The organism is Nonomuraea sp. NPDC004702, assembly GCF_053601695.1.
In genome coordinates, this window is record NZ_JBSGCE010000013.1 from 132,781 (window position 1) to 155,277 (window position 22,497).

Below are 22,497 nucleotides of genomic sequence, written 5' to 3' on the forward strand. Positions count from 1 at the left end.
ATGAAGTTCTCGACCTTCCACCTCTTCCACCGCTTCGACGGCCAGAGCTTCAAGGACGTCTACGACTACCATCTGGAGCTCATCGAGCTGGCCGAGGAGCTGGGCTTCGACGGGGTGCGGCTGGCCGAGCACCACTTCCGCGACTACGGCGTGGCCCCCAACCTGTTCACCATGCTGGCCCACGCCGCCGCCCGCACCTCCCGGCTCCGGCTCGGCACCGGCATCGTGGTGCTGCCGCTGCACAACCCCGTCCACGTGGCCGAGGAGGCCGCGCAGGTGGACGTGCTCTCCGGCGGGCGGCTCGACCTGGGGATCGGGCGGGGGTACCAGAGCTTCGAGTTCGAGGGCTTCGGGATCGACCTGGCCGAGGCGCGCGACCGGTTCAACGAGGCGCTGGAGGTGATCCTCGGGCTGTGGACGCGGGAGTCGTACCGGCACGAGGGGAAGTTCTACCGGACCGGCGCCGAGGTCTCGCTCGTACCGCGTCCGCTGCAGTCGCCGCACCCGCCGCTGCACGTGGCCGCGGTCTCCCCCGAGACCGTCACCATGTACGCCGAGCGCGGCCTGCCCGTCCTGGCCGACCCCGCGGCGACGTTCCGCAAGGTCGTCAAGGCGGCCGAGACCTGGCGGGAGACGGCCGCGCGGGCCGGCCACCCGGCGGGCGCCGACCTGGTGGTGGCCCGCAGCGTCTATGTCGCCCCCACGCTGGAGCAGGCCCGCGAGGACCAGGCCAGGTTCGAGGCGTCCTTCGACCGCTCGCGCATCTTCAACGAGCGCAGCGCGCCCATCGACCCGAGGACCGGCAAGGCCGCCGAGGGCTTCGAGTACTACCAGGACCGCTACCTCAAGGGCGGCTCGGTCTCGCCGGACTTCCGCTGGGAGCAGCTTGAGGTCATCGGCGACCCCGCCCGGGTGATCGAGCAGATCTCGCTGCTCAGGGACGCCGGCTTCAGCAACCTCCTGTGCGACTTCGGCAGCACCAGGCCCATGCCGCTGGAGGACATGAAGCGGGTCATGCGCTTCTTCGCCGCCGAGGTCATGCCGGCCTTCGCCCCCGCAGGAGGATGACGATGATCCACAGCCTCACCCTGTCCGATGTCCTGGCCGACCACGCCCGCAGCCGCCCCCGGGTCACCGCCGTGGTGGACGGGGACGTGCGGCTCACCTACCCCGAGCTGGACGCCCGCGTGACGCGGCTGGCCGACGCCCTGGCCGGGCGCGGCGTGGCCGCCGGCGACCGGGTGATGTGGCTCGGCCAGAACTCGCACGCCGTGCTGGAGCTGCTGCTGGCCTGCTCCCGCCTGGGCGCGGTGCTCTGCCCGGCCAACTGGCGGCAGTCGGGGGACGAGCTGCGGTTCGTCCTGGCCGACCTGGCGCCGCGGGTCGTCGTCTGGGAGCACTCCGACACCGCCGCCGAGCTGGCGGACGAGGCGACGTGGGTGCGCGCGGGCGAGGCGTACGAGGAGCTGGTCGCCGGGGGCTCGCCGCGCGAGTTCCCGCAGGTGGACGACGCCGAGCCGGTGCTCGCCCTGTACACCGCCGCCTTCGGGGGCCGGCCGGCCGCCGCCCTGCTCAGCAGCGCCGCCCTGGTGGCCCACAGCGCCACGCTGCTCGTCGTACGGCAGATGGAGCCGGGGTTCACCTTCCTCAACGACGGGCCGCTCTTCCACGTCGGGACGATGATGTTCTGCCTGGCCACCCTCCAGATCGGCGGCACGAACGTGTTCACGCCCGCCTTCGACGCCGAGGAGGTCTGCCGGCTGGTCGACGCCGAGCGGGTGACGCAGGCGTTCCTGTTCGGGCCGATGATCGACGCGGTCGCGGCGGCGAACGCGGGCGGCAAGTACGACCTGTCCTCGCTGCGCTTCGTCGCCCACTCCGCCGAGTGGGACGACATGATCACCGTGGACGACTCGCCCTGGTGCCGCTCGAAGATGGGCGGGTACGGGCAGACGGAGGTGGGCGGCATGCTCACCTTCCTCGGGCTGGCCGAGGGCGGCGCGGGGTTCGCGGGACGGCCGTCGCCGCTGGTCCAGGTGCGCATCCTGGATCCGGAGGGCGTGGAGGTGCCGGCGGGCGAGGTGGGCGAGATCTGCGCGAGGGGCAAGACCCTCTTTTCCGGATATTTCGCCCGACCCGACTTAAATGCAGAGAAGTCGCGGTACGGCTGGCATCACACCGGCGACCTCGGCCGCCGCGAACCCGACGGCACCATCACCTTCATCGGCCCCCGGCTCCGGATGATCAAGTCGGGCGCCGAGAACATCTACCCGGCCGAGGTCGAGCGCGCGCTCAGGACCCACCCGGCCGTCGCCGACGCCGCCGTGATCGGCGTGCCCGACCCGCGCTGGCACCAGGCGGTCAAGGCCGTGGTCGTGCTGAAGCCGGACGCCGCCGCCTCGCAGGAGGACCTGGTCGCGCACGTCAGGGGTGAGCTGGCGGCGTACAAGAGGCCGCGGGAGGTGGTGTTCGCCGACGCCATCCCCAAGCAGGGTTTCACCCCCGACTACGACGCCCTCGACGCCGCGTACGGCGGCGGCAACTACCCGGGCGCCTGACCCCCGAGCCCGGCCGCCCGGTGCATGCCGGGCCGCACCGGAAGCCCGGCCTCCAGGTGGGCGAGCGCCTTGTCCAGCTCGGTGGCGCCGTCCATGGCCGGGTTCCGGCCCATTCGAACCGCAGGGCCACCATCACGCCCGTGACGTTCCCGATCGTGCTATACAACTCGCAATTGAGAGTCTACTCTCACAATTATGCGACTTCCCATCGAACGTCCTGCGGAATGCCCTTTCGATCCCCCGGCCGGGCTGGCGGGCCTTCCGGCGATGAGCCGTCTGGAGCTCGCCGACGGCCATCTCGGCTGGCTGGCGACCACCGCCGAGGCCGCCCGCGCGGTGCTGGGCGATCCCCGGTTCAGCGCCCGGCAGGAGCTCAAGCACCGGGCCTCGCCCGGGGGCCCCGCCGGGCTCGGCGCCCCCGCGCCGCCGGGCTTCTTCGCGGCCTTGGACCCGCCGGAGCACACCCGCTACCGCCGGCTGCTCACCGGCCGGTTCACGCTGCGCAGGATGCGCCTGCTCGAACCGCGGATCGAGCGCATCGCCGCCGACCACCTCGACGCCATGGCCGCCGCTGGGCCGCCGGCCGACCTCGTGACGGCGTACGCGCTGCCGATCCCGTCGCTGGTCATCTGCGAGCTGCTCGGCGTCCCGTACGCCGAGCACGACTGGTTCCAGGAGCTCAGCGCCCGGCTCGTCACCTTCGGCGCGGACGGCGCGGGGGCGCTCGCCGAGCTGACCGGCTACCTGCGCGACCTGGCCCGCCGCAGGCGCGTGGAGCCGGACGACGGCCTGATCAGCGACCTGACCGGCGAGCTCGACGACGACGAGCTCGCCGGACTCGCGGTGATCCTGCTGGTGGCGGGCCACGAGACCACGGCGAACATGCTGGCGCTGGGCGTGTTCGCGCTGCTGGAGCACGGGCGCCCGGACGGGGACGGCGCGGTCGAGGAGCTGCTGCGCTGGTTGTCGATCCTGCATCTCGGCGCGCCGTCCAGGGCCGCGCTGGAGGACGTGGAGGTGGCCGGCGTGACGGTCAGGGCGGGTGAGACCGTGGCCCTGTCCCTGCCCGTTATCAACCGCGACCCCGCCGTGTACGCCGACCCCGACCGGCTGCTTCCGGACCGTCCGGAGGCGCGCCGCCACCTGGCCTTCGGGCACGGGGTGCACCAGTGCCTCGGCCAGCAGCTCGCCAGGATCGAGCTGCGGATCGGCTACCGGGCGCTGTTCGAGCGCTTCCCGGGCCTGCGGCTGGCCGTGCCGGCGGCCGAGGTGCCGGTCAAGCACGACGCCTCGGTGTACGGCGTCCGGAGCCTGCCCGTCACCTGGTGACCCGGCGCGCTCACAGGACGGCGAGCGGGGTGATCGGGCTGCCGGTGCCTCCCTCGATGCGCAGCGGCGCGGCCACGAAGACGAACTCCGTCCGTCCGGCCGCGCCCAGCTCCTCCAGCCACAACATCTCGACCAGGTGCACGCCGTGCCGGTGGAGCAGGATGAGGTGCAGGTCGTCGGCGGCGCACTCGTCGGCGAGCTGGTGTTCGTTCAGGCCGCCCACGGCGGCGTTGTCGCAGGCCACCGCCGACACGTCGTGGGCGGCCAGCCAGGCGCCGGCCTCGGCCGACAGCCCCGGCTGCCCCGCCCAGTACTCCTCGTGCGACCGCTGCCACACCAGCGGCCATCCCGTACGGACCACCGCGACGTCGCCGGGGCGCGGCGTGGCGATCTCCTGGAGCAGCCCGGCCGGGATCCGGAAGTCCGCCGGCAGGTGGTCCAGCCCGAGCCGCCGGGGCACGTCGAACAGCACCCCCCTGGCCACCACGCCGCCGACGTGCTCGATCCCGCACCTGGTGGCGCCGTAGGAGCGGACGCGGGCGGCCGGGTGGCCGTTGTAGAGCCGGTCGCCGGTCCACATGTGGCACAGCGCGTCCATGTGGGTGGTGGTGCCGTGGTGGCTGACCAGCAGGGCGTCGTCGGCCACCCGCAGGCCGTCGCCGACCGGCCGGACGCCCGCGGCGTAGTCGCCGCCGTCCACGGACATGAAGTGCTGCGGCAGCGGGCGGCCCCGCAGGTGGGGGACGGTCGTGGGGGCCGCCGAGGAGGTGGCCCCCCTGATCGGCATGGCCAGGCTCAGCACCTCGCCCGTGACGGCGCTGCGCAGGGCCTCCAGGACGACGGCGGGGGTCAGCAGGTTGAGGGTGCCCCGCTGATCGTCTGGGCCGAATCGTCCCCAGTTGTTAGGCTCGTGCACCAAGTAAGCGCTTCCTTTCCTGCGGAGGTCTGATGTACTGCGATCCCCGGTTCTCCCGCGTGCGCGAGGCGTTCGAGCGGAACTTCGCCGAGGGCGAGGAGCTGGGCGCGGCGGTGGCCGTCCACCTCGACGGCGAGCTGGTCGTGGACCTGTGGGACGGCGTCGCCGACCGGCACACGGGACGCGCCTGGGAGGCGGACACCCCGGCCTTCGCGTACTCGTGCACGAAGGCGGTGGCGGCCACCGTGCTGCTGCGGCTCGCCGAGCGGGGGCTGGTGGACGTGCGGGCGCCGGTCGCCGACGTGTGGCCGGAGTTCGCCGCCGGGGGCAAGGAGGCGGTCACGGTCGAGCACGTGCTGACGCACTCCTGCGGGCTGCCGGTGATCGAGACGCCCGTGCCGGTGGCGGAGTTCGAGGACCTGCCGGCCATCGCGGCCCGGCTCGCCGGTCAGACGCCCCTGTGGGAGCCGGGGACGGCGCACGGGTACCACGCGCTGACGTACGGCTTCCTGGTCGGGGAGGTGGTGCGGCGGGTCACCGGGAAGTCGGTGGGCGAGCTGGTGGCGGCGGAGATCGCCGGGCCGCTGGGGCTGGACCTGTGGGTCGGCGCGCCCGACGACGTGATCCCCCGCGCCGCCCGCCTCAAGGCCCCCACCCGCCCCCGCCCCAATCCCGAGAACCCCGCCCCCGCCTCCCAGAACCCCGCTCCCACCGGCGGAGGGACCGGGCCGGGGGCCGGAGGCGGGCGGGATCTGCTGGGTGAGATGGGCCGGGCGGTGCTCGATCCCGGCAGCCTGATGAACCGGGCGCTCGGCAACCCGGCCATCCGCCTGCTCGAAGGCGGCGCGAACAACCCGGTGATCCTGCGCGCCGGATGGCCCGCCGCCGGGGTCGTCACCACCGCCAAGGGCCTGGCCGGGTTCTACCGCGCGCTGGTCGGCGGCGACCTGCTGAGCTCCGCGACCCTCCAGGACGCCCTGCGCCCCCGCGTCAGCGGCCCCGACCGCGTGCTGTTCATGGATACCGCGTTCGGCCTCGGCTACATGCGCCCGTCGTTCACGTTCCCGATGCCGTCGGCGACCGCGTTCGGCCACTCGGGGATGGGCGGTTCGCTCGGCATGGGCGACCCCGCCCGCGGGCTCGCCTTCGGGTACGTGATGAACCGGATGGCCGACAGCCTCACCGGCAACCTGCGCGGCCTGCGCCTGATCGAGGCCGTCTACCGCTCCCTGTGACCTCACGGCGCGCGTCACTGCATGGTCACGCCGCCGCTCACCGACAGCGTCTGGCCGGTGATGTAGGCGGCGCGGTCGGTGCACAGGTAGGCGATCAGCCCCGCGACGTCGGCGGGCGTGCCCAGCCGGCGCAGCGGGATCCCTTTGGCGATCTTGTCCACGAGCCCCGGCTCGGCCTCGGAGATCCGCCGGAGCATCGGGGTGTCGGTCGGCCCGGGGCAGACGACGTTCGAGGTCACCCCGCCCCTCGCGGCCTCCCGGGCGAGCGTCTTGGCCAGGCCGAACAGGCCCGCCTTGGTGGCCGCGTACGCGCCCTCGCCGCCCGAGCCGGCCCTGGCGCCGTCGGAGGAGACGAACACCAGCCGTCCCCAGCCCCTGGCCGTCATGCCGGGCAACAGCAGCTTGGTCATGAGCATCGGGCCGCGCAGGTTGACCTGCCACATGAGGTCCCAGTCCGCCGGGTCGCTCGCCGTGAACGGCTGCACGACCGACACCCCGGCGTTGTGCACGAGCACGTCCACGGGCCCGGCCTCGGCGCAGAACGCCTCGACGGAGGCGGGCGAGGCCAGGTCCACGGCCAGCGCCCGCGCCCCGGGCAGCGCCGCGGCCGTCCGGCGGGCGCCCGGCAGGTCCACGTCGGCGACGGTGACGCGGGCCCCGAGCGCGGCGAGATCGGTCGCGACGGCCGTGCCGATCGCGCCCGCTCCCCCGGTGACGACGGCGACGCGGCCGTCGAGGCGCAGGCCGTCCATCACGTCCACGCCCGGACGAGGTCGGCGGCGGCGACGCGGGTGGCCAGCAGGCCGATCGTGTTGCGCAGGACGGCCTTGGCGTAGTCCTCGGGGATCCCGGCCACGGCGTCCCGCACCACCGTCACCCGGTAGCCGAGATTGACCGCCTCCAGCGCCAGCCCCGGGATGCCCAGGTTGAGCGAGACCCCCATCGCGACCACGGACGAGACGCCGAGGGAGCGCAGCGTCATGTCCAGCGAGGTGCCGGTGAACGGCGAGAACCCGTGGTGCCGCCGGCTCTCCAGGTCGCCGTCCTCGCGCAGCTCGGGCAGCACCTCCACGGCGGGCGTGCCCTCCAGCATGTGCGCGGGGTCCTTGAGCAGGGAGACGATGAACGGGCAGTTGCCGGTGTGCGAGCCCGCCCGGTCCGGCCGGAAGGCGGCCGTGCAGTGGATCACCGGGAGACCGGCCGCTCGGGCCGTGCGCAGGACGCGGGCGGCGTTGGGGACGACGTCGTGACGGGCGCAGGCCGCCACCAAATCCGGAAATTTCGTGAGGTCGCCGACGACTCCCCGCTGCATCTCCATCACCAGCACGGCCGACCGCTCCACCCGCACCCTCCGTCATTTAGCCGAGCGCTTGCTTGGGTTCGCCACAGCATAACACCGCCCCCACGGCCTCACCGGACGTCACCTTTCATCACAAAGGGCGAAATTTCTCCAGACGTGACAACCCACACCCCGGGTGAGACCGTCGAATGCACGACGGCATGGCTGATGGGGGTTGGACTTGGTCCCTGGTTACCGTGAAGTTCGTCAGCTCGGCGCGGGCCGCACCGGCCGCGTGTTCCTCGCCACCTACCAGTCCACCGGCGCCTACGTCGCGATCAAGTACCTGAACGCCACCCTGCGCAGGGACCCCGAGTTCATGGACCGCTTCAGGGCCGACGCCCATCAGCTCGTCGAGCTCGACGACCCCAACGTGGTCCGCCTCTACGAGTACGTCGAGACCCCGGCCCGGGCCGCCGTCGTCATGGAGCTGGTGGACGGCGTCTCGCTGCGCACACTGCTGGCCGAGCACGGCCGGACGGCCCCGGAGGCGGCCCTGGTGCTGCTCAAGGGCATCCTCGCCGCCCTGGCCGCCGTGCACGAGAAGGGCGTGCCGCACCGGGACGTCAAGCCGGAGAACGTCCTGGTCCAGGCGGACGGCACGAGCAAGCTGGCCGACTTCGGGGTGGTCGTGCACGCCGAGGAGCCGGGGGTGCCGGCGGGGAGCCCGGCGTACATGTCGCCGGAGCTGTGGACGCAGGGACGGGCCGGGCCGCCGGCCGACCTGTACGCGGCGGCCTGCGTGCTGTTCGAGGCGGTCAGGGGGCGGCCGCCCTACCGCGCGTACAAGGAGGGCGGGAACGGCGGGGACGGCGAGCTGGACGTCGCGGCCCTGCGGGAGCTGCACCTGGCGGCGCCGGTGCCGCTGGAGGTGGTCCCGGACGCCCTGCGCGACCTGCTCAGGCGCGGGCTGGCGAAGGACCCGGCGGTCCGGTACGCCTCGGCCCGCCAGTTCGCGGCCGAGCTGGAGGAGGACGCCGTCGCAGGATACGGGCCCGACTGGGAGCAGCGCGGCCGCCGCCGGCTCGCCGAGCTGGCCACGCTGCTGGCCCTGCGCTTCCCGCTGGCGGCCAGGACCGAGCAGGACGCCCGCGCCCCGGGCCGGCCGCGCGCCGGGATCCGCGGGCGGGCGGTCCGGCTGCCCGCGCTGCCGCCGCACCTGTGGGTGGCGGGCGCGACGGTGGTCGCCGTGGCGATCGCCCTCGTGATCTCCGGCGGACGGCTGTCGCCGGGGGCGGGCACGATCCTGATGCCGCAGCCGAAGCCGCCGGGCGAGCTGAACCCGGCGCCGGTCGACGCCCACACGCCGACGCCCCGCAGGAGCACGCCCGCCACGGCCCGCGGCAGCGCGTCCCCGCCCGCCGCCACCGGCGGGCCGCACGTCTCGACCGGCCCGCCCGCGCCCACGAGTGCCGCACCCCCGACAACGCCACCGACAGCGCCTCCGACGGCGCCTCCGACGGTGCCTCCAACGGTGCCGACGCGGGCGCAGAGCGGGACCGCCCTGCCGCCGCCCGCCGTACGGGAGGCGAGCATCGCGCGGTGGAGCGGCTCGGCGGGCGCGATCAGGGTGTCCGCGGACGGCACGGGGCCGGTGCGGCTGCGGATCGCGTACACGCGGCGGCTCGGCGACGGGCCGGTCACCACCGTGCGGCGGGAGACCCTCACGTTGCGCGGCAGCACCGCCTACACCAGCGGGGTCCGGCACGATCCCGGGAGCGTGGACTGCGGGGTGCGGGCCTACCTCGGGATCGTCGTCATGACCGAGCCGGCGGCGGTCAACGGGCCGCAGGTGAGCGAGGTCGCGGTGGACGGCCCCGCCTGCACCGCCCCACCGCCGACCCGCTCCGGCCCGGCCACCCCGACCGGCACCGCGTCCCCGACCGCCGGGCAGCCCGTGGCGCATCCCACGCCGGCGGCGACCTACCCGGCGACCGCACATCCCACGGAGGCCGCCTCCCCGGCGGACTCCCACTCGGGGAAGGGCGGGCTGGTGCCCGGCGGTCAGGAGCAGGAAGGCCGCTAGGAGCAGGGCCACGAGGAGGGCGCAGCACGGGCGGCGGCGCGGACAGCGGGTCGCGGGGCGGGCGCTGGGCTCAGCGCGGGGGCGGCCAGCGGGGGGGCGGACCACAGGAGCGGGCGTGGGGCCCGGCACGGGGACGGGCGCGGGGACGGGCGCGGGGATGGGCGCGGGGATGGGCGCGAGGCCAGGCGCGGGGATGGGCGCGGGGATGGGCGCGGGGATGGGCGCGGGGATGGGCGCGGGGCCAGGCGCGGCGGGGGCGGTTTCGTGGGGGCAGGGGCTCTTGTTCGGCAACCAAGCGTGCGCTAGCTTGGCAGCGATGAGCGGTGACACCTCCCCCACCGGCGCCGCAGGGGCGCGCGGCGAGCTGGTGATCCGGCGCTGCGTGTCCTGCGGCCGCCGCGGCTGCCTGCCCGAGCCGTCGTGCCCGTCGTGCGGCGGCGCCGAGCTGGCCGCCGAGCCCGCCAGGGGCACGGGGACGGTCCACACGTTCACCGTCGTGCACCGGTCGTTCGCGCCCGGCTACCGGGGGCGGGAGCCGTACGTGCCGGCGTGGGTGGACCTGGACGAGGGCGTGCGCGCGTTCGGGCACGTCGTGGGGTGCGCGCCGGAGGAGGTCCGCGTCGGGATGCCGGTGCGGGTGACGTTCGTGGACGATCTGCCGCATTGGAGGCCCGTGTGAAACTCGGCAACGTGCTCATCCCCGTAGCCGACCTGGACGAGGCGATCGCCTTCTACGGCCTGCCGGTGAAGTTCAGGGACGGCGACCGGTTCGCCGCGCTGGACGGCGGGGGCGTCACCGTGGCGCTGGCCGGTCCGGCCGAGCACGTCACCGCGTCGGCGGCGCCGTCGTACAAGGTGGACGACGTGGCGGTCGCGGTGCGCGAGATGGCGGCGCGCGGGGCCGAGGTGGTGCGCGCGCCCGAGGACGGGCCGCACGAGAGGCGGGCCGTGCTGCGCGACCCCTCAGGAAACACGTTCGTGCTCTACTCGCCCCTCTGACCTGGAGGCACCCCCCATGGCGCGATCACCCTACGGCAACTACGGCCACGCGATCCTGACCGCGGGAGCGCTGCGCACGCCCGACCGGGTGGCGCTGACGTACTGCGGGGAGCGCAGCTTCACCTACGACGAGCTGAACCGGGCCGTCAACCGCCGGGCGAACGCGCTGCTGGCGGCCGGGATCACCGCCGGGCAGCGGGTGGCGGCGCTGCTCAACGAGACGCTGCTGGTCGCCGAGGTCTACCTGGCCCAGGCCAAGATCGGCGCGGTGACGGCGGCGCTCAACCCGTACTGGCCGGCCGAGACGCTGCGGGCGGTGGTGGCCGCCTCCGGCTGCACGGCCTTCGTGTACGACTCCACGGTCGCCGACCTGGTCGACGGCATCAGGGACGCCCTCCCGCAGGTCACCACCTGGATCGACGCCGGTGAGCTGACCGGCGGCCTGGAGGAGGAACCGCCGCTGGGCGGCTTCCACGACGACCCGCTGGCCCTCTACTACACCTCCGGCACGACCGGCCTGCCGAAGGCCGTCGTGCACACCCACGCCTCCTCCCTGGCGACCGCCCAGATCTGGCTGGACGTGCCGCGCGGCCCCGACTCGGTGTTCGGCACCGGCGCGATCATCTGGGGCATCGGCTTCCCCGCCATCGTCGGCCCCGCCCTGTACGCGGGCATGCGCCTGGTTCTGGAGCAGGACTGGGGGCCGGCGAACTTCCTGCGCGTGGTGCCACGCGAACGGGTCACCCACGTGTCGCAGATCCCGTCGTTCTACGCGGCGCTGCTGGGGACGTCCGAGCACGAGGGGGTGGACCTGTCGTCGATCCAGGTGATCATGCTGGGCGGCGAGCCGCTGACCGCGACCATGCTCGACCGGATCAAGGCCAGGCTGCCCGGGGCGGGGGTCTACTCCTACTACGGGCAGACAGAGGCGCCGTACACGTGCATGGGCCGCGTGGACGACGGCTCGACGCCGCTCGGGTCGTCGGGGCGGGCGCGCACGGGCAACGCCGTACGGATCACCGGCCCGTCCGGCGCCGCGGTGACCGGCGAGGTCGGCGAGATCAACCTGGCCGGGCCGCACCGCATGGCGGGCTACGACGGCACGGAGGACCACGGCGTCCTGCGCGGCGAGTGGTACGTGGGCGGCGACCTCGGGACGTTGTCGGCCGACGGCGTGCTGCGCGTCCTCGGCCGCCGCGAGGACTCCATACTCAAGCACGGCCAGTGGACGCAGCCGGCCACGATCGAGGAGGCCGTCTCGGCGCTGGACGGCGTGGCGGAGGCCGGCGCGGTGGGCGTCCCCGAGGGGGCGGACGAGCAGCGGGTGCTGCTGGCGGTCGTGCCGCGCGCCGGGCAGTCGCTGGACGCCGCCAAGCTGTCGCTCGCCCTGGCCGACACGCTGCCCCCGCACCAGCGGCCCGACCACATCGTGGTGACCGGCGAGCTGCCGCACTCGCAGGACGCCTCCGGCGGCCCCGGCAAGCTGCTGCGCCGCCGGATCCGCGAGCAGCACGGGCACCTGCTCGGGTGAGCGCCCAGGACCACGGGAACCGGGACCTCCCCCGCGCCCCTCACACGCACGACACCCCCCGCACCCCCCGCGAGCACGAGGTCAAGGAGCTGGTCGCGGCGGCCGGGGTGCCGGTGCCGCGTGGGGTGGTGGTGCGTGACCTGGACTTCGCGGCGGCCGGGGAGCTGGCCGAGCCGCTGGTGCTGAAGGCGTTCGGCCCGGGGCTGGTGCACAAGTCGGAGGCGGGGGCCGTACGGCTCGGCCTGCGGGCGGACGGCCTCGCCGCGGCGGCCGCGGAGATGCGCTCCCGGCTCGACGTGGAGGGGTTCCTGGTCGAGGAGCAGGCGCCCGCCGGGGTGGAGCTGATCGTCGGGCTGGTCGGCGACCCGGGGTTCGGCCCGGTGCTGCTGGCCGGGCTGGGCGGCGTCTGGACGGAGGCGATGCGCGACACGGCGCTGCGCCTCTGCCCGATCTCCGAGCGGGACGCGCGCCTCATGCTGGACGAGCTGCGCGGCGCGGCCCTCCTCCACGGCCACCGCGGCAGCCCGCCCGTGGACGTGGACGCCGTCGTCAAGCTGCTCATGACGGTCGGCGGCCCCAGCGGCCTGTGGGAACGGCTGGAACTGGGCGAGTTCGAGCTAAACCCGGTCATCGCCACCCCTTCCGGCGTGACCGCCGTGGACGCGCGCTACCTGCCCGGCCGGCCGCGCCCGCCCGCCACCCGCGAGCCGGCCGACTTCCTGCCGCTCTTCGAGCCCCGCGCGGTGGCCGTCGTCGGCGCCTCGGCGAGCAGGCCGAACTTCGGGAACATGTTCCTCGACTTCTACCGGGCGGCCGGGGTGCCGCTGGTGGCCGTGCACCCGTCGGCCGCCGAGGTGGCGGGGGTGCCCGCGGTGCCGTCACTGGCCGCCGCCGACGTGGACTACGCGCTGGTGGCGGTGCCCGCCGAGCGGTGCGCCGAGGTCGTGCGGCAGGCGTCGGGCATCCCGTACGTGCAGGTGATGAGCGGCGGGTTCGGCGAGGCCGGGCGCGCGGACCTGGAACGCGACCTGGCCGCGGCCGCCCGCGCGGCGGGCACCCGGCTGCTCGGCCCCAACTGCATGGGCGTGTACTGCCCGCGCGGCCGGCAGACGTTCGTCGGCGGCGGGGTCGGACCGGCGGGGACGGTCGCGCTGATCTCGCAGAGCGGCGGCCTCGCGGGCGAGGTGATCAAGGTCGGGGAGCGGCGCGGGCTGGCGTTCAGCCGGGTCGTCACCGTGGGGAACGCGGCCGACGTGACCCCAGCCGAGCTGCTGTCCTGGCTGGCCCGCGACCCCGAGACGCGGGCCGTCGGGCTCTACCTGGAGGACCCGCGCGGCGGCCGGGAGCTGCACGAGGCGCTGCGCGCGGCGGGGCTGCCGGTGGCGCTGCTGGTCGGCGGGCGCAGCTCGCAGGGACAGCGGGCGGCGCTCTCGCACACCGGCGGCATGGTGAGCGACCTGCGGGTGTGGGCGGCGGTCGCGGCCCAGACCGGCACGGCGCTGGTCTCCTCCCAGGACGACCTGATCGGCGTGCTGGCCTTCTTCCAGGCGCACGGCTCCCGCGTGACGGACGGCGACCGGGTGCTGGTGATCGGGCCGAGCGGCGGCGCGGGCGTGCTGGCGGCCGACGCGTTCGACCGGGCCGGGGTGCGGCTCGCCCCGCTGCCGGAAGGCGTGCTCGACGGGCTCGGCCTGGCCGCCGCGGGCAACCCGCTGGAGGTGCCGGTGGGGCCGCGCGGGCGTCCCGGGCTGGTGCCGGAGGTGATCGGGGCGATCGTCCGGCGGGAGCCCTACGCGGACGTGGTCGCCCACGTGAACGTGCAGAGCTTCTTCACCTACGGCGACGCGGCCGAGCCCCTGTACGCCTACGCGCGGGCGCTGGCCGCCGCGCAGGAGGCACTGCCGCGGGTGAGGATCACGCTCGTCACCAGGAACGGCGAGTGCGCGCCCGCGGGCGTGGAGGACGAGGTACGGCGGATCGCGGCGGCGGCGGGCGTCCCCGTCTACCGCTCCATGGAGGCGGCCGCGGCGGCCGTCGCGGCAGGAGGTAGTCGTGGGACTGCTTGACGGCAAGGTCGCGCTGATCACGGGCGGGGCCAGGGGCATGGGCGAGTCGCACGTGCGCCTGTTCCTCGAAGAGGGCGCGCGGGTGGTCTTCGGCGACGTGCTGGAGGAGGAGGGCAAGGCGCTGGCCGCCGAGACCGGGGCCGCGTACGTGCGGCACGACGTGCGCAGCCCGGACGAATGGCGGCGGGCCGTCGGCACGGCCACGGAGCTGCACGGCCGGCTCGACGTCCTGGTGAACAACGCCGGCATCCTCACCTACGGCCGCATCCAGGACATGGCGCCCGAGGACTTCGACCGGGTGATCGACGTGAACCTCAAGGGCACCTGGCTGGGGGTCAAGTCGGTGATCGAGCCCATGAAGGCGGCCGGACGCGGCGCCATCGTGAACATCTCCTCGATCGAGGGGTTCGTCGGGGCGGAGGGGTTGTCGGCGTACGCGGCCTCGAAGTTCGCGGTGCGCGGGCTGACCAAGTCGGCCGCGCGGGAGCTGGCCCGGTTCAGAATCCGGGTGAACTCGGTGCATCCGGGGGCGATCAACACGGCGATGGCGGTGAACCCGGACCTGATGGCCGAGGTGGACGCGGAGGCGTTCGTGAAGTCCATGGTCAATCAAGCGGTTCGCGAAGCCGGTGGAGGTCTCGCACGTGGTCGCGTTCCTGGCCTCGGACCGGGCCAGCTACTGCACGGGGAGTGAGTTCACGGTGGACGGAGGGTTGCTCACCGGGGCCGGTTACTAGGCCCGCTGGGCGCGACACGCGCGCCTTTTCCTGTTAAATCACCCACCCTGGGCCGGTCCGCCAGCTTGGTTGAGCTGCGGTTATGCGCCCGGTGATGTCTTTGCCTTCTCTTGGGGCGTGCTTGACCTTGGTCACGAAGCGGTAACCTCGCACCGCACGGAAGACTACAGGTTTCCGGTTTTGCCACACATGTCCCGGGTTACCCCCGTGTACCCGAGTATGTGTGGATAAATCCGGATCTTGACCGGAAGGTTCCCCCATACTTCCATGACGCCCGAGATGCAGAAGTACATCGACCTGCTGGAGAGCCAGCTCGGCTACGCCGAGAAGGCCGGTGCGTACACCAAGTTCGGCGACTGGTACGGCAAGACCGTCGAGTTCGACGCCGACTACTCCGCCGCACCCTGGTGTGACATGTACCTCTCCTGGGCCGCGCACAAGCTCGGCTACCAGGAGTGGATCGGGCAGTTCGCCTGGACCGTACGGCACGCCGAATGGTTCAAGGCGCAGGATGCCTGGGGGAAGACGCCCAAGCCCGGCGCGCTCGTCTTCTACGACTGGAGCGGCACCGGCAAGATCGACAATATCGACCACGTCGGCATCGTCACGCGGGTCGAGGGCGACACGATCTTCACCATCGAGGGCAACATCGACGGCGGCGTCGCCAAGCGCAAGGAGCGCGACACCAGCAAGGTCGTCGGGTACGGCTACCCCGAGCGCATCAAGGCCCGTCTCGACGAGGAGGCGGCCCAGCAGCGGGCCGACGAGCAGGCGGCGACGCCCGCCAGGCCCGGCACCGACGTGGGAACGCTCCAGCTCCCCGCCGACTCGCTCAGCTCCCTGATCCCGCACGTCGAGCAGGAGCGCGCCGTCGAGGCCCCGCTCGCCGCGCGTCCGAAGGCCGAGTCCGACAAGCCCGCCAGGACCACGGCGTCCTCGCCTCCGGCGTCCCCCGCCGCGCCGTCCGCGTCCGCCTCGCCGGCGACGGGGGCGGCGCCCGTGCCGACGGCGGCGGCCGGGAAGTCGGGACAGAAGTCCAAGCACGCCAAGGCGACGACCGCCGACACCACGTCCGCCACCGCCGAGCCCCTTCCCACGCTCGTGGACGCCTCCTCGACCGGCTCGATCCCCGCGATCGGCTCCCCGTCGCTGGTCGGGTCCGCGCTGATCGCCGCGCTGGCGCTCGTCGCCCTGGCGAAGACCCGCCAGAGCCGCCTCCGCCCGGCGACCGCCTCGGCGAAGGCCGCCCGCGTACGCGCCGCCGCGACCCTCTCCGCGAGGGAAGGCGTCACTCTGAGCACCGCCGCTCTGAGCGTCACCTCGGCAGAGAGCACCTCCACGGGCGTCAGCGCGGGTGTCACCGCGGGGGTCACTGCCGGCATCGCCACGGGCGTCACTGCCGGCATCGCCGTGCCCGTCGCTCTGCCTGTTCCCGTGCCCGTCGCCGTGCCCCTTCCCGGGACGCGTTCCAGGCGCGGCACCCACGCCGCCCCCTCACGCCACCGGCGTCGCCGCCGTCCCGCGGAGACGCGCCACGAGCACACCCGGCCCTCCGCGCTGCGGACCACCGCCGACCCCGCCGACCCCTTCCAACTCACCACCACTCCTTCCGGCACGGGCCTCGAACGCGCGGCCGCCTCGCACGAGACCGGCCGGAGGCACCGCTTCGAACTCGCCGCAGGCTCCCCCGGCACCGGCCGGGAAGGCGGCTCCGAGACCGGCCGGGAAGGCGGCTTCGAACGCGCGGCCGTCTCTCCCGAGACCGGTCAGGGCGGCCGCTCCGAGCTTGGCGCGGGCTCTTTCGAGGCCGGCAGGAACCGTACCTTCGAGTTCGCCGCCCCCGTCCCCGAGTTCGGCCCCGCGGGCGGCGAGGTCGCGGCCGGTGTGGACGCGTTCGAGCCGTTCACCGACCGGATGGCCCCGCCGCGGCGGCTGGACAGCGCCTCGTTCCGGCCCGCCCCCGACACGGCGCCCTTCGAGCCCATGTTCGACACCGGCCCGATGGTGCCGATCTCGCTGCCTCCGGCGACGAGCACGTTCAGCGCCTTCTCCCCCAGCCCCCGCCCGGGCGCCGAGGTGACCGCCCGGACGAGGACGACGCCGCGGGCCGCCCAGGCGTCCGGGATCGGCGCGACGTACCAGGGCCGTCGCCGCCGCAGCGAGCCGCTCCTGGACGCGTACGCCTCCGAGCACCCCTTCTTCATGGACGAGTTCACCGCCGATTCCGTCCCGCGCGGCCGCCGCCACCGTCGCGCCGGAACCGCCGTAACCGCCGGGGCTGCCGGGACCGCGGTCTCGCAGCACCCGCGAGGCCCGCGCCAGCAGTCCGGCGGCACGAGCACCATCGACGCCTTCGTCCAGGACGCCCCTCTGCGCGGCCGCCGTCACCGCACCCCCACCCGCGAGATCGTCAGCACCCCCGACTGGGGACGTCAGCCCGCCTGAGGACGGCCCGCCGGGGCGGCGGGATGCCGGGGAGGGCCGGGCGGGCGGCGCCCGGCGGGGTCAGGTCACGTCGTAGTCGGCGGCGAAGGCGGCCAGGCGGGTGACCGCGTCCCGGCTGCGCGTCCACGGCCGGACGATCAGCCGTTCCACCCCCAGCTCCGCCCAGGCGGCCACCTCCCCGGGAGAGCCCAGCGCGTACGCGTGCGCCGTGACCGGCACCCCCGCCCCCAGCCGCGCCAGCTGCGGCCTGATGGACTCGACCGTGTGCGGCATGCTGATCCACCCGTCGCACAGCCGGGACGCCCGGCGCAGCGCCGCCGCCGACTCCCCGCCGGCCAGCACCGGCAGCCGTCCCTGCACGGGCTTGGGCTCGAAGGCGACCTCCGGGAACCGGTAGAACCGTCCGGAATGGGCGACCACGGGTTCGGTCCAGAGCCGCCGGACGATCTCGATCACCTCGTCCAGGCGGGCGCCGCGGGTCTCGAAGGGCAGCCCGGCCGCCGCCCACTCCCCGCGGTACCAGCCCGCGCCCACGCCGCAGATCGCCCGTCCGTCCGACACCACGTCCAGGGTGGCGAAGGCGCGGGCCGAGACGAACGGGTGGCGCAGCGCCAGCAGGTGCACGGCGGTGCCGAGCCGGACGCGGGTGGTGAGCCCGGCCAGCCAGCACAGGTAGGCCGGGGCGTCGAACAGCGGGGTCGTCGGCTTGATGCCGGGGTCCTCGGTGCCCGGGTAGACGGCGAGCGACAGGTCGGTGGCGAACACCAGGTGCTCGGGCAGCCACACCGACTCGAACCCCAGCTCGTCGGCGGCCACGGCCACGTCCTTCCAGGCGTCCGGGTGCAGCAGGCCCAGCGGCACGCCGTACTTCACGGATACCTCCGCAGGTCGCGGGTGCCCAGGCAGGCGCGGACGTGTTCGCGGTGGGCGGCGGTGGTGCCGTGCGCGGCCGACAGGGACCAGGCCCGCGCGAGCCAGAACCGCAGGTCCAGCTCCTCGGTGTAGCCGATCGCGCCGTGGGTCTGCAGGGCGACGCGGGCGGCCAGCGTCGCCGCCTCGCCCGCCGCGGCCTTGGCGGCGCCGGCGTCCCGTCCGGCCGTGGGCGCGTCCCGGTCGACGGACAGCGCCGCGCGGTGCACCAGCGGCGCGGCGAACTCGACGGCGACCGCCACGTCGGCGAGCCGGTGCCGGACGGCCTGGAAGGACCCGATCGCCGCGCCGAACTGCCTCCTGACCCCCGCGTACGACACCGAGACCGCGAGCAGCTCCCGCGCGACCCCGATCAGCTGGGCGGCGGTCGCCACCGCGACGGCCCGCGCCGCGAGCGCCACCCGGTCCGCGCCGGGATCGGCATGTCCGGACGCTTCGAAGGCGACGTCGAACAACGGCCGGCACGGATCCACGCCGGGCACAGCGGTGAGCCGCGCCTCGTGCCCCGCCAGCACCCGCACCCCCTCCCCCGTACGCGCCACGACGAGCACGTCGGCGAGATCGGCGTCGGCCATGTACGCCTCCCCCGGCAGCAGCACCCCCACGCACACCCCGCCCGAGGCCAGCTTGGCCGCCTCGGGCGCCAGGAAGGGCGTCAGGAACGCCGCCGCCACCGCCGTCTCGACCACCGGCCCCGGCAGGCAGGCCCGCCCGGTCTCCTCGACCGCGGGCAGCACGTCGGTCAGCCCGAGCCCGAGCCCGTCGAGCTCCGGCGGCAGCAGCAGCCCGAAGAACCCCAGCTCGGCCAGCCGGTCCCAGGCGGGACGGCGTTCGGTCCGCAGCGCGCCGGGCGGGCAGTGCGCCCGCAGCACGTCGCGGACGGTCGCCCCCAGGGCGAGTTGCTCGTCGGTGAAGGCGAAGTGCATGAGGGCGACTCCAGAAGGGTCATCGGGGCAGGCCCAGGACACGCTCGGCGATGATGTTGCGCTGGATCTCGTTGGTGCCCGCGTAGATGGGCCCGGCCAGCGAGAACAGGAAGCCGTCCAGCCAGGCCGTCCCGCCGGCGCGGTCGCCGAGCAGTTCCATGGCCAGCTCGTGCATGCGCAGGTCCAGCTCCGACCAGAAGACCTTGCCCATGCTGGCCGCCGCCCCGATCTCGGCCCCGGCCATGATCCGGCGGGCGGTGGCGAAGGTGTGCAGCCGGTACGCCTCGGCCGCCGTCCAGCAGCGCGCGGCCCGGTCGGCGAGGGCGGGGTCGGCGTCCAGGGCCAGGTCGAGGAGGCGGTCGGCGGTGGCGAGGAAGCGGCCGGGGCTGCGCAGGGTCAGGCCGCGTTCGGAGGAGGTGGTGGACATCGCGATCCGCCAGCCGTCGCCCGGCTCGCCGAGCACCATGGAGTCGGGCGCGAACACCCCGTCGAAGTGCAGCTCGGCGAACCCGGGCAGGCCGTCGAGCTGCGCGATCGGCCGGACGGCGACGTCGTCCAGGGGGAACAGGAAGTACGTCAGGCCCTTGTGCCGCGCGCCGGAGGTGCGGAAGAGGCCGAAGCCGTGGGAGGCGTGGGCGGCCCGGGAGCTCCAGGTCTTGTGCCCGTACAGGAGCCAGCCGCCGTCGGCGCGTTCGGCGCGGGCGGTGAGCGCGGCGAGGTCGCTGCCGGCCTCGGGCTCGGACCAGGCCTGCGCCCACACGTCCTCGGCCGTCGCCATCCGGGGCAGCCAGCGTCGCCGCTGCTCGGGGGTGCCGAAGCGCATGAGGCTGGGGGCCAGGAGGAAGATGCCGTTCTGGCTGACCCGGGCGGGGGCGCCGGCGGCCCAGTACTCCTCCTCGAAGATCAGCCACTCGATCAGGGACGCGGCCCGGCCGCCGTACTCGCGCGGCCAGGAGACGACCGACAGCCGCTCACCGGCCAGCAGCGCCTCCCAGGCACGGTGGGCCCGAAAGCCTTCGGCGGTGTCCATCGGCGGGAGCCGTTCGGGCACGTGGGCGGCCAGCCAGTCGCGAACCTCGGCGCGGAAGTCCAGCTCGGCCGGGGAGAAGTCGAGATCCACGAAACCAAACTAGCGCACGCTTGGTCCGCTGGCCAGGCCGCCGTCCGTCGGCCTAGTGTGGACGTCGTGCAGGGTCTTCTGCTCCGGCTTTCCACGCTCGACACCGACGCCGAGAGCGCGGTGCGGGTCATCGCCTACTTCGACTCGCTGGTGCGCGACCACGTCACCGTGCCGGTGCTGCTCGCGGCGACCGCGCGGCTGGCGCGATGTCCGGTCGGCCTGCACGACGCCACCGCCGGCCGGCGCCTCCGGACGGGCCCGGACGGCCGGGCCGCCGACGCGCAGACGCCAGGCGCGGGGAAGCGGGCCGGGGCAGGGCCCCAGGAGGGGGCGCGGGCGAGGGAGCTGAGCGGCGGCCTGGGCAGCGTGTGGATGGAACGCGAGGGCGCCCCGCACGACCTCGACGACATCGTGCTCGAACGGTTCGCCGCCGCCGCCGAGCTGACCCTGGAACGCGCCGCCGCGCAGGCCCGCGAGGGCCGGGACCCGGCGCTGGTCGAGCTGGTGCTGTCGGCCGAGACCGGCGAGGCGGAACGCGCGCGGGCGCTCCGCCTGCTCGGCTTCGCACCATCCACCCCACTCCAGGCCCTGGCCTTCGCCCTCCCCAGCAACCCGCTCCGGACCACGGCGTCCCCCCTCCCCAGCGACCCGCTCCAGGCCACCGCGTCCCCCCTCCCCCGCGACCCGCTCCAGGCCACCGCGTCCCCCCTCCCCGGCGACCCGCTCCAGACCACGGCGTTTCCCCTCCCCGGCGACCCGTTTGCGGCCGGGTTGCGGGCGATGGGGCACCGCGTGCGTACGGCCAGGATCGGCGACACCCAGGCCGCGCTGGTGGCCACCACCGTCGAGGGCGAGCTGCCCGAGGGCGCCCGCGTGGGCATCGGCCCCGAGCTGCCCGGGTCGCACGCCGCCGAGTCGTGGGCCAAGGCCCGCACGGCGCTGCGCTTCACCGGCCCGCACGACCGGGTGGTGCGCTGGACCGATCTCGGCGCGCTCGCGCTGTTCGCCGACCTGCCCGGCCCGGCCGTCGCGGAGCTGGCCGACGTGCGGGCGATGGCGCGGCTGAGCGAGGACCACCTGCTCGCGGTGCGCGCGCTGTGCTCGGCCGGATCGGTCCGCGCCGCCGCCACCGGGGCGCACCTGCACCACAGCTCGATGGCCGCCCGCATCGCGCGGGCGGAGTCGGCGCTGGGCTTCTCCCTCGCCGACCCGGCCGGACGCCTGCGCGCCCACCTCGCCCTGGCCCTGCTGCGCCTCCTCGCGAACGCCACCACCGCGAACACCACCACGGCCGACGCCACCACCGCCGCGAACGCCGACGCCGCCGCCGCTACAGGCGGTACGCCCGCCTGAGCGCGGCCAGCCGGGTCTCCCGCGCCCGCCTGCTCAGCGGGGTGTCGGGCACCATGACGTCGAACCCGTGGAACGCCCCCGGGTAGAGGTGGAACTCGGTGGACACCCCGGCCCGCGCGAGCCGCTGGGCGTAGTCGATGTCCTCGTCCCTGAACACCTCCAGCTCGCCCACGTCGACGAACGCGGGCGGCAGCCCCGACAGGTCCTCGGCCCGCGCCGGCGCCGCGTACGGCGGGACGTCCGGGCCGCCCGCCCGGTCGCCGAGCAGGGCGGACCAGCCGTACAGGTTCGCGGCCCGGTCCCAGACCACGGCCTCGGTGAACTCCAGGCTCGACGGTGTGGTGTTGCGGTCGTCGAGCATCGGGCAGATCAGCAGCTGGAGGACCACCTCGGGGCCGCCCCGGTCGCGGGCGAGCAGCACGGTCCCGGCGGCCAGCCCCCCACCCGCGCTGGCCCCGCCGACGGCCAGCCGGGCGGGGTCGATGCCCAGCTCCTCGGCGTTCTTGGCGGTCCACACCAGCCCCGCGTAGCAGTCCTCGACCGGCGCCGGGTGCGGGTGCTCGGGCGCGAGACGGTAGTCCACGGAGACCACGACGACGCCGAGCCGCTCGACGTACTCGATCATCGTGGCCTCGTCCACCTCGGGCATGCCGACGATCATGCCGCCGCCGTGGATCCAGTAGAGGCCGGGCCGGCCGGCGCCGTCCTGCGCGGGGCGGTAGACGCGGACCCGGATGTCCGGTTCGCCGTCGGGGCCGGGGACGCGGCGGTCCTCGATCCGCACCTCGGTCTCGGCGGGTGGCATCGCGGCCAGCATCGCGTGGATCTGGGCCCGGTGCCCGGCCAGCTCCTCCGCGTCGAGCGCCGTCACGTCGAACGCCGGGAAGGGCGCGTTCTCCAGGGCGGCACGCAGGTCCGGATCGAGGTTGGGGTGGAACGCCATGAGGACTTCCTTCCACGGAGGGGGCTTGCCGTACCCCTCGATGG

At 74.7% G+C, this 22,497-nt stretch carries 21 protein-coding genes; 13 read left to right on the top strand and 8 right to left on the bottom strand.

Going from position 1 to position 22,497, the window contains the following annotated elements; all coding sequences use genetic code 11:
* Together ACWEJ6_RS18770 and ACWEJ6_RS18775 are read left to right on the top strand one after the other, a co-directional pair.
* Positions 1-1,068 (top strand): LLM class flavin-dependent oxidoreductase, encoded by a 1,068-nt coding sequence (locus ACWEJ6_RS18770; RefSeq protein WP_387681887.1) that lies wholly within the window; start codon positions 1-3, stop codon positions 1,066-1,068.
* 2 nt (positions 1,069-1,070) lie between these two features.
* The gene (locus ACWEJ6_RS18775; protein ID WP_452424940.1) at positions 1,071-2,558 is read left to right on the top strand and encodes an AMP-binding protein; all 1,488 of its coding nucleotides are present in this window, start codon (positions 1,071-1,073) and stop codon (positions 2,556-2,558) included.
* On the opposite strand, the gene ACWEJ6_RS18780 is transcribed toward ACWEJ6_RS18775, so the two are convergent.
* Positions 2,543-2,671 (bottom strand): hypothetical protein, encoded by a 129-nt coding sequence (locus tag ACWEJ6_RS18780; RefSeq protein ID WP_452424942.1) that lies wholly within the window; start codon positions 2,669-2,671, stop codon positions 2,543-2,545. The genes ACWEJ6_RS18775 and ACWEJ6_RS18780 overlap by 16 nt on opposite strands.
* Before the next feature lie 82 nt (positions 2,672-2,753).
* On the opposite strand from ACWEJ6_RS18780, the gene ACWEJ6_RS18785 reads away from it, so the two are divergent.
* Positions 2,754-3,887 (top strand): cytochrome P450, encoded by a 1,134-nt coding sequence (locus ACWEJ6_RS18785; RefSeq protein ID WP_452424944.1) that lies wholly within the window; start codon positions 2,754-2,756, stop codon positions 3,885-3,887.
* Positions 3,888-3,897: 10 nt separating this feature from the next.
* Here ACWEJ6_RS18785 and ACWEJ6_RS18790 read toward each other — a convergent pair whose 3' ends face one another.
* Positions 3,898-4,806, bottom strand: coding sequence for a cyclase family protein (locus ACWEJ6_RS18790; RefSeq protein WP_452424946.1), 909 nt, complete (start codon positions 4,804-4,806; stop codon positions 3,898-3,900).
* A 29-nt stretch (positions 4,807-4,835) separates the two neighbouring features.
* Between ACWEJ6_RS18790 and ACWEJ6_RS18795 the strand changes: the two genes are divergently transcribed.
* Positions 4,836-6,038, top strand: a complete 1,203-nt coding sequence (locus ACWEJ6_RS18795; RefSeq protein WP_452424948.1) for a serine hydrolase domain-containing protein — start codon at positions 4,836-4,838, stop codon at positions 6,036-6,038.
* Positions 6,039-6,052: 14 nt separating this feature from the next.
* On the opposite strand, the gene ACWEJ6_RS18800 is transcribed toward ACWEJ6_RS18795, so the two are convergent.
* Together ACWEJ6_RS18800 and ACWEJ6_RS18805 are read right to left on the bottom strand one after the other, a co-directional pair.
* The gene (locus tag ACWEJ6_RS18800; protein ID WP_364340518.1) at positions 6,053-6,790 is read right to left on the bottom strand and encodes an SDR family NAD(P)-dependent oxidoreductase; all 738 of its coding nucleotides are present in this window, start codon (positions 6,788-6,790) and stop codon (positions 6,053-6,055) included.
* Positions 6,790-7,380, bottom strand: coding sequence for an isochorismatase family cysteine hydrolase (locus tag ACWEJ6_RS18805; RefSeq protein ID WP_352363040.1), 591 nt, complete (start codon positions 7,378-7,380; stop codon positions 6,790-6,792). Before ACWEJ6_RS18805 ends, ACWEJ6_RS18800 begins: the two co-directional genes overlap by 1 nt.
* 178 nt (positions 7,381-7,558) lie before the next feature.
* Here ACWEJ6_RS18805 and ACWEJ6_RS18810 point away from each other — a divergent pair, with 178 nt between their 5' ends.
* The 8 genes from ACWEJ6_RS18810 to ACWEJ6_RS18845 all read left to right on the top strand — a co-directional run bounded on the left by ACWEJ6_RS18810 (position 7,559) and on the right by ACWEJ6_RS18845 (position 17,181).
* The gene (locus ACWEJ6_RS18810) at positions 7,559-9,403 is read left to right on the top strand and encodes a protein kinase domain-containing protein (protein ID WP_452424951.1); all 1,845 of its coding nucleotides are present in this window, start codon (positions 7,559-7,561) and stop codon (positions 9,401-9,403) included.
* A gap of 316 nt (positions 9,404-9,719) precedes the next feature.
* Positions 9,720-10,082, top strand: coding sequence for a Zn-ribbon domain-containing OB-fold protein (locus tag ACWEJ6_RS18815; protein WP_387681867.1), 363 nt, complete (start codon positions 9,720-9,722; stop codon positions 10,080-10,082).
* Positions 10,079-10,402 (top strand): VOC family protein, encoded by a 324-nt coding sequence (locus tag ACWEJ6_RS18820; protein WP_358000513.1) that lies wholly within the window; start codon positions 10,079-10,081, stop codon positions 10,400-10,402. Before ACWEJ6_RS18815 ends, ACWEJ6_RS18820 begins: the two co-directional genes overlap by 4 nt.
* Positions 10,403-10,418: 16 nt before the next feature.
* Complete coding sequence (locus ACWEJ6_RS18825) at positions 10,419-11,933, top strand: class I adenylate-forming enzyme family protein (protein WP_452424954.1); 1,515 nt, start codon at positions 10,419-10,421, stop codon at positions 11,931-11,933.
* Positions 11,930-13,999 (top strand): acetate--CoA ligase family protein, encoded by a 2,070-nt coding sequence (locus ACWEJ6_RS18830; RefSeq protein ID WP_452424956.1) that lies wholly within the window; start codon positions 11,930-11,932, stop codon positions 13,997-13,999. The genes ACWEJ6_RS18825 and ACWEJ6_RS18830 overlap by 4 nt, the downstream gene beginning before the upstream one ends.
* The gene (locus ACWEJ6_RS18835; RefSeq protein WP_452424958.1) at positions 13,986-14,693 is read left to right on the top strand and encodes an SDR family NAD(P)-dependent oxidoreductase; all 708 of its coding nucleotides are present in this window, start codon (positions 13,986-13,988) and stop codon (positions 14,691-14,693) included. The genes ACWEJ6_RS18830 and ACWEJ6_RS18835 overlap by 14 nt, the downstream gene beginning before the upstream one ends.
* Positions 14,656-14,736 carry a hypothetical protein gene (locus ACWEJ6_RS18840; RefSeq protein WP_452425034.1) on the top strand — a complete coding sequence of 27 codons (81 nt, stop codon included), beginning with the start codon at positions 14,656-14,658 and terminating at the stop codon, positions 14,734-14,736. Before ACWEJ6_RS18835 ends, ACWEJ6_RS18840 begins: the two co-directional genes overlap by 38 nt.
* A gap of 267 nt (positions 14,737-15,003) precedes the next feature.
* On the top strand, positions 15,004-17,181 hold the full coding sequence (locus tag ACWEJ6_RS18845) for a CHAP domain-containing protein (RefSeq protein ID WP_452424960.1): 2,178 nt from the start codon (positions 15,004-15,006) through the stop codon (positions 17,179-17,181).
* A gap of 60 nt (positions 17,182-17,241) precedes the next feature.
* On the opposite strand, the gene ACWEJ6_RS18850 is transcribed toward ACWEJ6_RS18845, so the two are convergent.
* From ACWEJ6_RS18850 to ACWEJ6_RS18860, 3 genes are read right to left on the bottom strand one after another with little or no spacing between them, the layout of a single operon-like run.
* Entirely contained in the window at positions 17,242-18,054 is an 813-nt protein-coding gene (locus ACWEJ6_RS18850) for a TIGR03619 family F420-dependent LLM class oxidoreductase (protein ID WP_452424962.1), read from the bottom strand.
* The gene (locus tag ACWEJ6_RS18855) at positions 18,051-19,037 is read right to left on the bottom strand and encodes an acyl-CoA dehydrogenase family protein (protein WP_452424965.1); all 987 of its coding nucleotides are present in this window, start codon (positions 19,035-19,037) and stop codon (positions 18,051-18,053) included. Before ACWEJ6_RS18855 ends, ACWEJ6_RS18850 begins: the two co-directional genes overlap by 4 nt.
* Before the next feature lie 19 nt (positions 19,038-19,056).
* Positions 19,057-20,157, bottom strand: coding sequence for an acyl-CoA dehydrogenase family protein (locus tag ACWEJ6_RS18860; RefSeq protein ID WP_452424967.1), 1,101 nt, complete (start codon positions 20,155-20,157; stop codon positions 19,057-19,059).
* A gap of 66 nt (positions 20,158-20,223) precedes the next feature.
* Between ACWEJ6_RS18860 and ACWEJ6_RS18865 the strand changes: the two genes are divergently transcribed.
* Positions 20,224-21,510: a helix-turn-helix domain-containing protein gene (locus ACWEJ6_RS18865; RefSeq protein ID WP_452424969.1), complete on the top strand. Its 1,287-nt coding sequence runs from the start codon at positions 20,224-20,226 to the stop codon at positions 21,508-21,510.
* Here ACWEJ6_RS18865 and ACWEJ6_RS18870 read toward each other — a convergent pair.
* Complete coding sequence (locus ACWEJ6_RS18870; protein ID WP_452424971.1) at positions 21,488-22,453, bottom strand: alpha/beta hydrolase; 966 nt, start codon at positions 22,451-22,453, stop codon at positions 21,488-21,490. The two genes, ACWEJ6_RS18865 and ACWEJ6_RS18870, sit on opposite strands and share 23 nt — an antisense overlap.
* Positions 22,454-22,497 lie beyond the last annotated feature (44 nt).

Coding starts and splice junctions, on each gene's coding strand:
- ACWEJ6_RS18870 (WP_452424971.1), bottom strand. CDS start 22,453: ATGGCGTTCCACCCCAACCTCGATCCGGACCTGCGTGCCGCCCTGGAG.
- ACWEJ6_RS18795 (WP_452424948.1), top strand. CDS start 4,836: ATGTACTGCGATCCCCGGTTCTCCCGCGTGCGCGAGGCGTTCGAGCGG.
- ACWEJ6_RS18845 (WP_452424960.1), top strand. CDS start 15,004: ATGACGCCCGAGATGCAGAAGTACATCGACCTGCTGGAGAGCCAGCTC.
- ACWEJ6_RS18825 (WP_452424954.1), top strand. CDS start 10,419: ATGGCGCGATCACCCTACGGCAACTACGGCCACGCGATCCTGACCGCG.
- ACWEJ6_RS18800 (WP_364340518.1), bottom strand. CDS start 6,790: ATGGACGGCCTGCGCCTCGACGGCCGCGTCGCCGTCGTCACCGGGGGA.
- ACWEJ6_RS18855 (WP_452424965.1), bottom strand. CDS start 19,037: ATGCACTTCGCCTTCACCGACGAGCAACTCGCCCTGGGGGCGACCGTC.
- ACWEJ6_RS18815 (WP_387681867.1), top strand. CDS start 9,720: ATGAGCGGTGACACCTCCCCCACCGGCGCCGCAGGGGCGCGCGGCGAG.
- ACWEJ6_RS18785 (WP_452424944.1), top strand. CDS start 2,754: ATGCGACTTCCCATCGAACGTCCTGCGGAATGCCCTTTCGATCCCCCG.
- ACWEJ6_RS18780 (WP_452424942.1), bottom strand. CDS start 2,671: ATGGGCCGGAACCCGGCCATGGACGGCGCCACCGAGCTGGACAAGGCG.
- ACWEJ6_RS18770 (WP_387681887.1), top strand. CDS start 1: ATGAAGTTCTCGACCTTCCACCTCTTCCACCGCTTCGACGGCCAGAGC.
- ACWEJ6_RS18775 (WP_452424940.1), top strand. CDS start 1,071: ATGATCCACAGCCTCACCCTGTCCGATGTCCTGGCCGACCACGCCCGC.